The 13,409-nt window shown below is 66.7% G+C and carries 12 protein-coding genes; 11 read left to right on the top strand and 1 reads right to left on the bottom strand.

Annotated elements, in window-relative coordinates; translation table 11 throughout:
- Positions 1-93: 93 nt before the first annotated feature.
- The 9 genes from AC1DN0_RS05310 to AC1DN0_RS05350 all read left to right on the top strand — a co-directional run bounded on the left by AC1DN0_RS05310 (position 94) and on the right by AC1DN0_RS05350 (position 10,450).
- Positions 94-795 carry an MgtC/SapB family protein gene (locus AC1DN0_RS05310; RefSeq protein ID WP_441626776.1) on the top strand — a complete coding sequence of 234 codons (702 nt, stop codon included), beginning with the start codon at positions 94-96 and terminating at the stop codon, positions 793-795.
- Positions 796-822: 27 nt separating this feature from the next.
- The gene (locus tag AC1DN0_RS05315) at positions 823-1,179 is read left to right on the top strand and encodes a hypothetical protein (protein ID WP_441626655.1); all 357 of its coding nucleotides are present in this window, start codon (positions 823-825) and stop codon (positions 1,177-1,179) included.
- A 424-nt stretch (positions 1,180-1,603) separates the two neighbouring features.
- Positions 1,604-2,770, top strand: coding sequence for an efflux RND transporter periplasmic adaptor subunit (locus tag AC1DN0_RS05320; RefSeq protein ID WP_441626657.1), 1,167 nt, complete (start codon positions 1,604-1,606; stop codon positions 2,768-2,770).
- Positions 2,763-5,903, top strand: a complete 3,141-nt coding sequence (locus tag AC1DN0_RS05325) for an efflux RND transporter permease subunit (protein WP_441626659.1) — start codon at positions 2,763-2,765, stop codon at positions 5,901-5,903. Before AC1DN0_RS05320 ends, AC1DN0_RS05325 begins: the two co-directional genes overlap by 8 nt.
- Positions 5,904-5,913: 10 nt before the next feature.
- Positions 5,914-7,284 (top strand): TolC family protein, encoded by a 1,371-nt coding sequence (locus AC1DN0_RS05330; RefSeq protein WP_441626663.1) that lies wholly within the window; start codon positions 5,914-5,916, stop codon positions 7,282-7,284.
- Between the two features lie 70 nt (positions 7,285-7,354).
- Positions 7,355-7,774, top strand: coding sequence for a hypothetical protein (locus AC1DN0_RS05335; RefSeq protein ID WP_441626665.1), 420 nt, complete (start codon positions 7,355-7,357; stop codon positions 7,772-7,774).
- Between the two features lie 137 nt (positions 7,775-7,911).
- Complete coding sequence (locus AC1DN0_RS05340; protein WP_045237533.1) at positions 7,912-8,187, top strand: plasmid mobilization protein; 276 nt, start codon at positions 7,912-7,914, stop codon at positions 8,185-8,187.
- Positions 8,187-8,378 carry a hypothetical protein gene (locus AC1DN0_RS05345; protein ID WP_477102949.1) on the top strand — a complete coding sequence of 64 codons (192 nt, stop codon included), beginning with the start codon at positions 8,187-8,189 and terminating at the stop codon, positions 8,376-8,378. The genes AC1DN0_RS05340 and AC1DN0_RS05345 overlap by 1 nt, the downstream gene beginning before the upstream one ends.
- A 56-nt stretch (positions 8,379-8,434) precedes the next feature.
- On the top strand, positions 8,435-10,450 hold the full coding sequence (locus AC1DN0_RS05350; RefSeq protein ID WP_441626670.1) for a sensor histidine kinase: 2,016 nt from the start codon (positions 8,435-8,437) through the stop codon (positions 10,448-10,450).
- Between the two features lie 31 nt (positions 10,451-10,481).
- On the opposite strand, the gene AC1DN0_RS05355 is transcribed toward AC1DN0_RS05350, so the two are convergent.
- Positions 10,482-10,667 carry a YjfB family protein gene (locus AC1DN0_RS05355; protein WP_441626672.1) on the bottom strand — a complete coding sequence of 62 codons (186 nt, stop codon included), beginning with the start codon at positions 10,665-10,667 and terminating at the stop codon, positions 10,482-10,484.
- Between the two features lie 33 nt (positions 10,668-10,700).
- Between AC1DN0_RS05355 and AC1DN0_RS05360 the strand changes: the two genes are divergently transcribed.
- Entirely contained in the window at positions 10,701-11,960 is a 1,260-nt protein-coding gene (locus AC1DN0_RS05360; protein WP_441626674.1) for a S1C family serine protease, read from the top strand.
- Positions 11,961-12,189: 229 nt separating this feature from the next.
- On the top strand, positions 12,190-13,401 hold the full coding sequence (gene serA, locus AC1DN0_RS05365; protein WP_477145585.1) for a phosphoglycerate dehydrogenase: 1,212 nt from the start codon (positions 12,190-12,192) through the stop codon (positions 13,399-13,401).
- Positions 13,402-13,409: the final 8 nt, after the last annotated feature.

Here is a 13,409-nt window from a genome sequence, read left to right on the forward strand (position 1 = left end):
CCCCGCATGCGTTGCAGCTTGCCGCTGCCCGCGTTTGCCCGTGTCATTGACAAGACTCACCGGATCTTCCTGATTGTTACGGGAGTTCTTATGGTGTGGCACGAATTCGCCCTGCGCTTGCTTGAAGCGCTCGCGCTGGGCGCGTGTATCGGTACCGAACGGCAGTTGCGCCAGCGTATGGCGGGGCTGCGCACCAACGCGCTGGTAGCCGCCGGCGCGGCCTTGTTCGTATCGGTTTCCGCCTTTACCTTCGATCCTCAAGGCCATGCGCGCATTGCCGCGCAGGTCGTTTCCGGCATCGGCTTTCTCGGTGCCGGCGTGATCATGCGCGACGGCCTGAACGTGCGCGGCCTGAATACCGCCGCCACGCTGTGGTGCTCCGCCGCCGTGGGCGTGCTCGCCGGCCTTGGCCACGCCGCGGAGGCCGCGATCGGCACCGCCTGCATCCTTTGCGCCAATTTCGGCCTGCGCATGCTGGGCCAGCGCATCAACCGCGGCGGCACGTCCATCACCCCCGAAGTGGAGATGGTCTACCGCATCACCACGGTCTGCACCGCGCAGGAAGAAATCCGTGTGCGCGGCTTGCTGTTGCATGCGCTGACGGAAATGCCGGCCTTGCTGTTGCAGTCCCTGCACAGCGAGGACACCGCCGCTGGCGGGCACATCGAAGTCCGCGCCGATGTGCTGGCCGCGCCCGGCAATGAAGGCAAGCTGGAGCAGATCGTCAGCCGCATCAGCATGGAGAAGAGTGTTTCCCTCGTGCGCTGGGCCATTCCGGCCGGCGCGCTCGAATAACCCCAAGGAGATAGAAAGGAGCTGGATATGCGTTTGTTCAACTGGATGCTCCCCCAGACCACCAACCGCCGTACCCCCCAGGCAAGCCGCGGCGCAACCGCCCAGCTGTTCCAGGTGGTACTGCTTTGCAAGGACGACTATGGCGCGGGCCTGGAGCAGCAGATTCGCCGTGAACTGGCGTCGCGCGAGCTCTCGCTGCAACGCCTGCGCATGCGGCAATGCGAGCGGCGCGAACTGATCGAGATGCGCGTGCTGGTGCACTGCCAGCCCGGCGGCAGGCCCGGCATGGTCAGCCTGGTGCAACGACTGGGCCTGGAACCGCTGGTCCGCGCGGTGCGCTGGGAAACCGTTCCGCAGCCCGAGCGCGCGCTCGCCGCGGCCTGAGCCCCCGATCCACCGATCCAAACCGATTGCCGGAGGAAGAACATGGACCCCGACCCTTCTAGCAGGCGGCGCCGAAGGCATGGCGCGATCCCGTTGGCCTGATTCCGCTTCCTGCTCCCTGCCGGAACCGCGAAACCCACCACCCGGATCCGCCAGGCTCCCTTTGCGTGACGCGGCATCCTGACTGCCCGCGCGCGGGATCCACCCCTTCCTTCCGCGCTGCCACCCACCCGTAAGCAACACGGGCGATTTCGCCCATCACCGGCTACCTGCGCGGACTTGCCCTCCCGTAGCGCCGGGGATGCGTCACGCCTGTCGATTCCTGTCGTCCGCGGATCCCGCCTTGATGCGATCCCGGCGACGAAGCACCGGCAACAAGCGGCGCGCTTGCCCTGGCGGCGGCGCCCACCCGAGGAGAAAACCAATGCAAACGCCCACCACTCGCCAACGCTTGCTCCTGCGCCGGCCGCCAGGCCTTGCGCTCGCCGCCGCCTGCGCGGCCTGCATCGTACTGGCCGGCTGCGATGCCAACAGCCTGTTCGGCGCGCATGCCAACACGCCCAGGCAGAGTACCGAACCGGTGCGCGAGGGCAACTTCATCACGGTGCCCGAGGCATCACCGCTGCGCACCCAGCTGCAGGTGCAGACCATTGTCGAGCAGGTGCTGGAGCGTCCCATCGAGGTGCCCGGCTCGATCGAGGCCGACGCCGCCAAGCTGGTCAAGATCGTACCGCCGCTGGCCGGGCGCATCGTCCGGCTGCACGCCGCGCTGGGCGATGTCGTGCGCAAGGGCGATCCTCTCTTTACGCTGGATTCCGCCGAACTGAGCGCGGCCCAGGGTGAGGCCGGCAAGGCGCGCGCCGCCTTGCTCGAAGCGAAGCTGAACCTGGATCGCCAGCGCACGCTGTTCGAGGCGGAGATCGTGGCGCGCAAGGACTACGAGCAAGCCCAGCTTGCCTACTCGCAGGCAAGCAGCGACGCCGAGACCACGGCGGCCCATCTCGCGCAACTTGGCGCCGCCGGCACCGCGCCGTCGCATCGCCAATACACCATGACGGCGCCGCTGGCGGGCCGCGTCATCGAACTCGAGGGCGCGCAGGGCGGCTTCTGGAACGACACCGGCGCACCGGTCATGACCGTGGCCGACCTGTCCACCGTCTATCTCGCGGCCAGCGTGTCCGAGAAAGATATCGCTTCGATTTTCGTCGGCCAGCCCGCCGAAATCCTGCTCAATGCCTACCCCGGCAGGCCCGTGACCGGCCAGGTCCGCTACATCGGCGAGATCCTCGACCCCGACACCCGCACCGTCAAGGTCCGCGTGGCGGTCGACAACAAGGACGGACGCTATCGCCCCGGCCTGTTCGCCAAGGTGATCTTCGCGGGCGAAAAGCATCCGGCGCTGCTGGTGCCGCCGGCGGCACTGCTGCAAAGCGGGCTCTACACCCGCGTGCTGGTGGAAAAGGCGCCCTTCCGCTTCGAGCCGCGCGTGGTCACCACGGGCGCGCATGCCGACGGGCAAGTCGAGATCCTCGCCGGGCTCAAGGCGGGCGAGCGCATCGTCGTGAAGAACGGAGTCCTCCTCCATGATTGACCGCCTCGTTACCCTATGTTTCGACCGGCGTGCCATCGTCTGGCTGGTCTTCGCGCTGGTGGCGCTGTATGGCGCCTATAGCTGGAAACAACTGCCCGTCGAGGCCTATCCGGACATCGCCGACGTCACGTCGCAGATCGTTACCCAGGTGCCAGGCCTGGGCGCGGAGGAAATCGAGCAACAGATCACCATCCCGCTGGAGCGCGCGCTGCTGGCCACGCCCGGCATGCATGTGCTGCGCACCCGCAGCCTGTTTGCGCTGTCGCTGATCACCGTGGTGTTCGAGGACGGCACGGACGGCTACTGGGCGCGCCAGCGTTTGCAGGAACGCCTGAACGAGGTGGACCTGCCTTATGACGCCAAACCCGGGCTAGACCCCTACACCTCGCCAACGGGCGAGTTCTACCGCTACACGCTGGAGTCCGACACGCGCGACCTGCGCGAACTGTCGGAGCTGCAGGCCTGGACCGTGATACCGCGCCTGAAGAAAGTCCGCGGCGTGGTCGACGTGACCAACTTCGGCGGGCTCACCACGCAGTTCATGCTGGAACTCGACCCCGCGCGGCTGACCCAGTACAACCTGACGCTGGCGCAGGTGACCGATGCGCTCAACGCCAACAACGTCAACGCCGGCGGCAGCGTCATCGACCGCGGCGAGCAATCCTACGTGGTGCGCGGCGTGGGCCTGCTGCGCTCGCTCGACGACATGGGCAACGTGGTGGTCACGAGCAAGGGCGGCACGCCCGTGCTGGTCAAGGACCTCGGCACGCTGCGCTATGGCAATGTGGAGCGGCGCGGCATCCTGGGCAAGGACGACAACCCCGACACGATCTCCGGCATCACCCTGCTGCTCAAGGATTTCAACGCCTCGCAAGCGCTTGAAGGCGTGCACGAAGCCGTGCGCGACCTCAACGACAACCTGCTGCCCAAGGACGTGAAGGTCGTAGCCTATCTCGACCGCACCTCGCTGATCGACGCCACCATGCGCACCGTGGGCTTCACGCTCACGGAAGGCATGCTGCTGGTCGGCGTGGTGCTGCTGCTGTTCCTCGGCAGCCCCCGCGCCGCGCTGATCGTGGCGCTGACGATCCCGCTGTCGCTGCTGATCGCCTTTGTCTTCATGTATCACCTGCGCATTCCGGCCAACCTGCTGAGCCTGGGCGCGATCGACTTCGGCATCCTGGTGGACGGGGCCGTGGTGCTGGTGGAGAACATCCTGCGCCGGCGCGAACAGGAAAAAGACCGCGTGCTGACGCCGCGCGACGCCATCGATGCCACCTTGCAGGTGGCGCGGCCCATGTTCTTCGGCATGCTGGTGATCGTGGCGGCCTACCTGCCCTTGTTCTCCTTCGAGCGCATCGAGTACAAGCTGTTCTCGCCCATGGCCTTCGCGGTTGGCGCGGCGCTGATCGGCGCGTTGATCGTGGCCCTTGCGCTGGTGCCCGGGCTGGCGTGGATCGCCATGCGCAAGCCGCGCCGCATCTTCCACAATCCCGTGCTGGAATGGCTGGCGATGCGCTACCGCGCCGCGCTGGAACGCGGCATCGGCCGGGTGCGCTGGGTGGCCGCGAGCTGCGCCGTGGCCCTGGCCTGCGTGCTGGCGCTTGGCGCCAGCATCGGCCGCGATTTCCTGCCCTACCTGGACGAAGGCTCCCTGTGGCTGCAGGTGCAGATGCCGCCTGGCATCACCCTGGAGCGCGCCTCCGCGATGGCCAGCGAACTGCGCCGGGTCACGCGAGAGTTCCCGGAAGTGTCCTACATGGTGACGCAGACGGGCCGCAACGACGACGGCACCGACTACTGGACGCCCTCGCATATCGAAGCCAGCGTCGGCCTGCATCCGTACAAGACCTGGGCCTCCGGCATGACCAAGCAGCAACTGATCGACAAGCTGGCGGCGCGCTACGCGCAGATGCCGGGCTACACGGTCGGCTTCATGCAGCCGATGATCGATGGTGTGCAGGACAAGCTCTCCGGCGCCCATAGCGACCTGGTGGTCAAGGTGTTCGGCGACGACCTTCGCGACGTGCGCCGCATTGCCGGTGAAGTCGCCACCTCGCTGCGCGGCGTGCCCGGCGCGGCCGACGTGGCGATCGACGTGGAACCGCCGCTGCCCAACCTGAAGATCGACCTGGACCGCGCCGCCGCCGCGCGCCACGGCATCAACGCGGCCGACGTGGCCGAGCTGATCTCYACCGGCATTGGCGGCTCGCCGGTCGGCCAGCTCTATGTGGGCGAAAAGAGCTACGACATGACGGTGCGTTTCCCGGCGGTGGTGCGCTCCAGCGCGGATAACATCGGCGGCCTGATGCTGACGGCGGCCAACGGCGCCAAGGTGCCGCTGGCGGAAGTCGCGCGCATCACCACCGTCTCCGGCGAAAGCGTGATCGTGCGCGAAATGGCGCGCCGCCACATCATCGTGCGCCTGAATGTGCGCGACCGCGACCTGTCCAGCTTCCTGAAGGAGGCGCAGCCCGCCATCGAACGCGCCGTGTCCTATGACCACAAGCGCAACCAGATCGAATGGGGCGGCCAGTTCGAGAACCTGGAACGTGCGCAGGCGCGGCTGGCCATCATCCTGCCAATGACGCTGGCGCTGATGTTCGTGCTGCTGTTCGCCGAGTTCCGCAACCTGCGCCAGCCGGCGCTGGTACTGCTGGCGGTGCCGCTGGCCACCATCGGCGGACTCGCGGCGCTGCATCTGCGCGGCATGACGCTGAATGTGTCCAGCGCGGTCGGGTTTATCGCCCTCTTTGGCGTGGCGGTGCTCAACGGCGTGCTGATGATCGCGCAGATCAACCGGCTGCGCGCGCAGGACGGCATGGGTCTGCGGCAAGCGGTGATCGAAGGCGCGGCGAGCCGCATGCGGCCGGTGCTGATGACCGCCACCGTCGCCGCCATCGGGCTGACGCCCGCGATGCTGGCGGTCGGGCTCGGCAGCGACGTGCAGCGCCCGCTGGCAACCGTGGTCGTGGGTGGTCTCTTTACGGCCACCTTGCTGACCCTGCTGTTGCTGCCTGCCCTTTACTACCTGGTGGAAGCACGCGCCGAGCGCGCGGCCCAACGTTCCGGGGATTTGGAAACCGATGCCGAAGGCAACGCACCGGCGGCCAGCGCCGCGGGCCAGGCCTGAGGAGAACCCAATGCAAATCAAGAACAAGATCCACAAGAACCTGCAAGCTGCCCCCGCCCTGCGCAACACCCTGCTCGCCACACTGGTGCTGGCGGCATCCGCATCCTGGGCGCAGGACACCACCGCCACCGCTGCGGCGGCGGCCAGTGCGCCGGTACGCTTCGCCACCTATCTCGACGCGGTGGAGCGCCAGAACATCGGCCTGTCGGCGCAGCAGGAAACCATCCGCAGCGCCGAGGCCGGGATCTCGATCGCCGGCGTGCGCCCGGATCCGGTGCTCAAGTACGGCCGTGGCGACATCGAGACAAGCAGTGCGGTGTCGGCCAAGCCGCCGCGCACCCATGAATTCGAAGTTGAGATCCCGATCGAACTGGGCGGCAAGCGCAGCGCGCGCATCCGTGCCGCCAGGAGCAACCTGCGCCTGACCGAGGCCAACCTGCAGGGCTTCAAGCACGCGCTCTACGCGGATTCCGCCACGGCCTTCGTCGAGGCCTGCCGCAGCCGCGAAGCCCTGGTCCGGCAGGAATCGACGCTGGCCGCGCTGGCCAATGTGGTGCGCGCCAATGAGATCCGCCGCAAGGCCGGCGACATCGGCGGACTGGAGCTATCGCAGTCGCGCGTGGAACGCGACCGCTTCGGCGTCGAAGTGAAATCCGCCCGCGCCGCGGCGCAGGCCGCCTTGCAGAAGCTGTCGATCCAACTCGGCGTGCGCGTGGCCGAGGCCTTCGGCAACGCGCCGCTGGCATGTGAATTCCAGGCGTACGACCCCGGCACCGACACCGGGGCGCTGATTGCCCGGGCGATGGAAGCGCGTGACGAGGTCCGCATCGCCCGCGCCACGCTGGATCATGCCCGCGACAACGCGGGGGTGGCGCGCGCCAATCGCTGGGTGGATCCCAGCATTGGCTTCAGCCTGACCCTGACCCCCGGCGTGCGCGCCGGCATGAACGAGGAAGGCGAGCCCACCGGCGACGGCACGCCACGCTCGCGCATGGTCGGCGTATCGGTGTCGATTCCCCTGCCCTTGTCGCGGCTGCAGCGCGGCGAGCTGATCCAGGCCGAGTCGGAGGTCACACAGGCCATGCTGGGCTTGCGCGAGGCGGAACTGAAAACCGAGGTCGACGTGCGCAACGCCTTCACCACGTTCCAGGCAGCGCGGGAAAACCTGCAACGCTATCGCGAGTCGGTGATTTCCGATGCCGACCGGGTGCTCGAAGGCATGCGCCAGTCCTATCGCCACGGCTCGGCGTCGCTGCTGGAGCTGCTCGATGCGCAGCGCGCCGCGGACGAAACCTACCTCGACTACCTCCAGGCCCAGGCGGACCTGGCGGCGGCCACCGTGGAACTGCAACTCTCCACCGGCCTGAGGCCGGCCCTTTGATGACACCGGCAGCACGAACGCCACGCATGGCACCGGCATTGCCCAATGCCATGCGTAACAGGAGAAAAACATGAAAGCAGCCAACCATGCCCCATTCCAGCGGTGGCGCCTGTATCGCCTGAGCGTGATCGCGCGGCTGGACGATGTGCCCGATGCACGCCAGGCGATGCGCTGTGCCGTCAGCGACTGCGGCCAGTACCCGCTCAACGAGCGGCAATTTCCGCTCGGCCTGCCACCGTGCAAGTCCATGCTGAGCTTCGAGGTACGCATGCCGCAGCAGCGGGCCGCGCAACTCCTGGTTGCGCTGGAACGCGCGTTGGCACCGGTTCCCATCGTGCTGCTGCGCCTGGAGGTGATGGGCGGCCATGCCGAGGCGCCCCACACGGGACGCTTCCGGCGCGGGGCCGGGCTGGTTAACGGAGCGGCGGCTTTGCCAGCCGCGGCCACGCCGGCGGCGGAACGCCAGAAAGCGGAGCCCGTGGCGGGGTGAAACCGGGCCCGCCCCGCGCGTGGCTGCGCGCGATGGGCCATTTCCATAAGCGCCTTTTTAATCACAAAACGAACTTGACACGTATATACCCGACTCCTACCATGTACATACCATGTGCATGTACATTGGAGTCCGGAATGGCCACTGCAACTGAACGGATTGTCGTACAGGTTACGGCGAGCCAGAAGCGCGCAATCGCAAATACCGCCAAGCGGCTTGGCCTCAACGTGAGTGAGCTGATGCGGCAAGCCGCGCAAGGCTTTACGCCCGCGAACGATGAGGAAGACATCAACGCCCTGCTTGAGCGCGTCAACATTTCCACCAAGGAGGCGAATGAAGCGCTGGACGATGCATTGTCATTCGTCGCTGAGTCCAACAAGCGTATCGCCGCGATGTCGAAAGGGAAGGCGTAATGGGTGTGACAGACAAAGTGTGGGACGCGCTCACGACCGTCATCAAGATGAACGAAAAGGTTGTCTCGCTGGCCGGCACGGTGAAGGAACAGCAGACAAGGATCGAGGGCCTGACAGAGCGCGTCATCCGGCTCGAAGCGACGCTTGACCTTCTGCTGCGCGCCAATGATGTGAAGAAGATCAAGGGCTAGGAATATCCCTTGACCAGTCACTTTAACCACTGAGCCCTCGAAAAGTGGCAACCCTCATGCCGGCCAAGGATGCCCCGCATCGGGCGGAACCGGATCGCAGCCACATCGACGAGGCGAGCGCCGGCACGGATTGTCCCGCGCGCCTGCCCGGCAAGATGCGGTTCTCGCTGTGGCGCGCAGCATGGATAGCGTTGCTGCTGATATTGCCAGCCCTGCCGTGGCCCATCCGCGCCGCGCCACTCCCCAGTTCCCAGCTACAAATCATCGACCGGGCCACCATTGGCGCCGGAGACGGTACACCGGCCACAGTCCCCCTGCCCTATTACTGGGACCGCTCCCGTCCCGGCGAGAGCGGCGGCGCCCGTTTCAGCCTGCGCTTCCCCGACCTGCCCGGCCGGCAGGGCATGGCAGCGCTCTATCTGGAACGTGCCGCCAACAGCTACGAGGTACGGCTCAACGGCAGCCTGCTCGCCCATGCGGGCAGCCTGTCGGCCCCGGTTCCCTATGCCGGGCAGCATCCGTTGCTGATCCCGGTGCCGGCAGACCTGCTGCGCCCGGAGAACGAACTGCTTGTCACCATCGCCGCCAGCGCCAGTTCGCGCGGGGGCCTGTCGCGGGTGGAGTTCGGCCCGCCAGCGCTATTGGAGGCGCACTACGAGCGAGCGCTCTGGTTCAAGGTCATGGGACCCGTGGTCATCGCCGCGGTCAGCGTGCTGCTGGCTTGCCTGTCGGCGCTGGTGTGGTGGCGGCAGCGCGACCCCCTGTTCGGCCTATATGCCATTTCCGAGCTCGGGTGGTCTTTCGGGCTGGTGGAGTATTTCATTGCCGACGATGCCGGCGCGCGCGACGCCTGGCTCGCCGCGGTGCTGGCCGGGCGCGCGGTCTTCATGTACGCGACCGCCAGGTTCGCCATCCTGGTGACAGGCCTGGAGACGGGCTGGCTGCGGCGGATGCTGCAACTCTACCTGGCCATCAAGATCCCGCTGATCGCGCTGATGGTGGCAGCGCACAGCACCCGCGCCATGGTGCTGGCCAATGTCATCGTCAATGTCGTGATGGCGCTGTCGATCGTTGCCATGCTGCTCCGCGCCGCCGTGACGCGCCCGGAGCGCGAACGCGTGGCGATTGCCGCCGCCCTTGGCCTGACCCTGCTTGTCTCGATGCTGGACCTGCTTCATGTCTGGTGGATCGGCGACTACTACTGGGATTCCTCGGTCACCCGCTACGTGTCGCTGATATTCAGCCTGACGATGGGTTGGCTGCTGGTCGACCGCTATACGCGCGCCACGCGCGGGCTGGCCGCGCTGAACCGCAGACTGGACAGTGCGGTCTCCCGCAAGGAACAGGAGCTGTATGACCTGTACCGCCATTCACGCGAGATGGAGCGGGAGCAGGCCGCCCTGGAAGAACGCGGCAGGATCATGCGCGACATCCATGACGGGCTCGGCAGCCAGCTGGTTGGCATCCTGTCGATGCTGCGCTCGGGCCGCGCCAGCGCGCAAATGCTGGAACAACAGCTGCAACATGCGCTCGACGCACTGAAACTGTCCGTCGACGCGCTGCAGGACACCGGTGGCGATCTCGCGACCGTACTCGGCAACCTGCGCTACCGGCTTGGTCCGCGCCTGGAAGCAGCGGGACTGCGGGTGGACTGGCAGGTGGAGCGCCTGCCAACGCTGGACGGCCTGACGCCGCAGCGGGTACGGGAACTCCACTACCTGCTGCTGGAGGTCTTCTCCAATGCCATGCGGCATTCCGGCGGCAGCGTCGTACGCGTTTGCGCGTACAAGGATGCCCGCCAGCACGTGCTGGTCATCGAGATCCACGACAATGGGCGCGGCTTCGCGCCGGAGGCGGCCACGCCTGGGAAGGGACTGGGTAATATGCGCCGGCGTGCCGAGACCATCGGGGCAATGCTGGATCTACGCTCAGCGCCGGATGGCACGACCGTACGCCTGGTGTTCGCGCTGGCGCCGCAAGCCGACAGCGGCAACGGCGAACCCTCCGCCGGACAGGGCCACGCCGCCGATCGCGCCGGGAACGGAGCGATCGGCGCGACGGACCGCGCCTGATCAGTGCCGACCGGGGCGCGGCCCCCTCATATCACACCTTGATGTCGATATTCTGGCCAAGATGAGGAGGATTGCTGGCGGGGACGCCGACTTGCGGCACCGATTGCAGCAGGGCTGCCGCGCTCTGCCCTTGCATGTCGAGCGACTTGCGCAGCATCAGCAAGGCCACCGGATCGGTACCCGCGCTGCTCGCAGAGCTAATGATTGAAGTGTCCATGAATGGGTCTTCCTGATTGTGGTTAAGGTTTGGTTGAAGCTGAAAATGGCATTGAAACCAGCAGGAAGGCAGACCTTCCTGCATCTTGTGTTGTCGGCCTCCAGCCTGAAACCTTTAGCGCGGCGGCCGCCTGGCATCCGGAGCGTTTATGATGAGCGGCCCGGCCGCAGTGGACGGGAACAACCGGAGAGCCCGCGCAGCGGCCGAATCCGGCGAAACCAGCTACCAGAATTAAACATCATGGGTCGGGCGGCAAGGATTGCGGGAAACCTCGCTATTTCGTGTTTGGCTTTTGGCGCGCTTGGCATCTCCCTGGATTGCCTGGCGCTGGATTCAGCCGAACTTTATGAACGGGAATCGCCAAGCATCTGGGTGGTTTCCGTCTACGACGCGCAAGGCGTGCGCTTCGGCATGGGCAGCTCGGTCGTGATCGGGCCCGAGGAACTGGTCACCAACTGCCATGTGCTCAAGGGTGGCAGGTCCGTCAGCATACGGCGCGAGAAGATCACGCATGCTGCCAGCCTGCTGCATGCCGATGCCGAGCGGGATCTCTGTATCCTGCGTGCCAAGGGCCTGACCGCCCCGGCCGTGAAGATCGCGCCGTTGTCCGCGCTCAAGGTCGGGCAGAAGGTCTATGCCATCGGCGCGCCGCGCGGCTATGAACTGACGCTCAGCGATGGCCTGCTCTCCTCCCTGAACAAGGATGAACGAGACCGCATCGTCCGCCTCCAGACCACCGCGCCGATCTCGCCCGGCTCCAGCGGCGGCGGGCTGTTCAATGCGCAAGGCCAACTCGTCGGCATCACCTACCTGATGCGGACCGACGCGCAAAATCTCAACTTCGCCATTCCCGCGCAGTGGATCGCCGAGGTGCCGGCGCGTTCCGCCCAGGCGCAGCAGTCCTCCCGGAACGAGATGGTTGCGATGGCTGTCCCCGCGACCACGGCGGCGTCCCCGCCACGCCCCGTTGCCGGCCCGCAGGGCAGGCCACTGACCGGCGCCGAGCTGGCGAGCCACTTTGCGCACCTCGGCCGGGTCGACGTCATCGCGCCCTCCGGCGCCACGCTCCGGATGCAAGTCCGGGAAAGTGGCAGCCTCGACGTCACCAATGCCCTCAGCCGAAGCTCGTCGCCGGGCCGTTATCGCGTCGATGTACAAGCGAACCAGGTCTGCCTGGACCTGGCCAACCCGAAGTTCAGCGCAATGCAGGCGTGCTATGGCGTGACCGAGGCCAACGGGCGCTTCGTCATGCGCTCCGCCTCAAGCCCCTTTTACTTCTCATACACGAAATAGCCGGGCGTGGGCCACGCCGCCTGCTGCCGGATTGGCATTGGCGGCAATGTGGGTGTTCGGCTGGCTTGCGCTGCGTGCGTTACCATGTCGGCGTACGTTTCGCATTGCGCATGCCTGCGCGCCGCCACTTGCGCAGGTTTTCAGCCCGGAGCCGCCGCGGCACGGGCTTGCGCTTCATCGCACCCTCGCTGCACCCACGCCGCGCCATCGCCGTCATCACCCAATCGCCATGACCTCCGCACTACTGCTTGAAAATATCCATGACACCGCCGTCGAGCGCTTCAAGGAAGCACAAGTCACAGTGGAACGCCGCGCCGGCGCTCTCGCCGGCGACGAACTCCATCGCGCTCCCGAAGGCCACCAGATCCTGGGCATCCGCTCGGCCACGCACCTGGGCGCCGCTGAAATCGAGGCTGCCAGGCACCTCATCGCGATCGGCTGCTTCTGCATCGGCACCTCGCAGGTAGACCTGGACGCCGCGGCCCGCGCCGGCATGCCGGTGTTCAACGCACCGTTCTCCAATACGCGCTCGGTGGCCGAACTGGTGATCGCCGAAGCAATCCTGCTGCTGCGCCGCGTTCCGGAGAAGAACACCCTGGCGCATGCCGGCAAGTGGGCAAAGGGCGCCACCGGATCGTTCGAGGCACGCGGCAAGACCATCGCCATCATCGGCTACGGCAATATCGGCTCGCAGGTTGGCGTGCTGGCCGAAGCCATGGGCATGCGCGTCGTGTACTACGATGTGCAGGCCAGGCTGTCGCTCGGTTCGGCGCGCGCGGCGCGCTCGCTGGCGGATGCGGTATCGCATGCCGACATCGTGACGCTGCATGTGCCGGCCACCGCGCAGACCAGGAAGATGATCGATGCGGAGGTGCTCGGCCAGTTCCGGCGTGGCGCTATCCTGATCAATGCCTCGCGCGGCACGGTGGTGGACATCGACGCGCTGCGCGCGGCGTGCGACGCGAACCACATCGCCGGCCTCGCGATCGACGTGTTCCCCGAGGAGCCCAAGACCAACGCGGACCGCTTCACCAGCCCGCTGCAAGGCGTGCCCAACGCGATCCTGACGCCGCATATCGGCGGCAGCACCGAAGAGGCGCAGGAGAATATCGGCACCGAAGTCGCCACCAAGCTGATCGCCTTCCTGCGGACCGGCGACACCGTCGGCGCGGTGAATTTCCCCGAGGTCAGCCCCGGCCCCCTGACGTCGCCGGCACGGCTGCTCAACGTGCACGGCAATGCGCCGGGCGCGCTTGCCGCGCTCAACACGCTGCTGGCGCGCGACGGGGTCAACATCGTGGCACAGCATCTGCAAACCAGTGGGCAGATGGGCTATGTGGTGACCGATCTGGACAAGGTCCCATCGCCGGAACTGATTGCCGCGCTGGACGCGGAACCGGCGTTTATCCGCTGCCGCACCCYGCTCAACCCGCAGGCCTGAACAACGGC

It is taken from the genome of Cupriavidus sp. 05N39 (assembly GCF_056397325.1).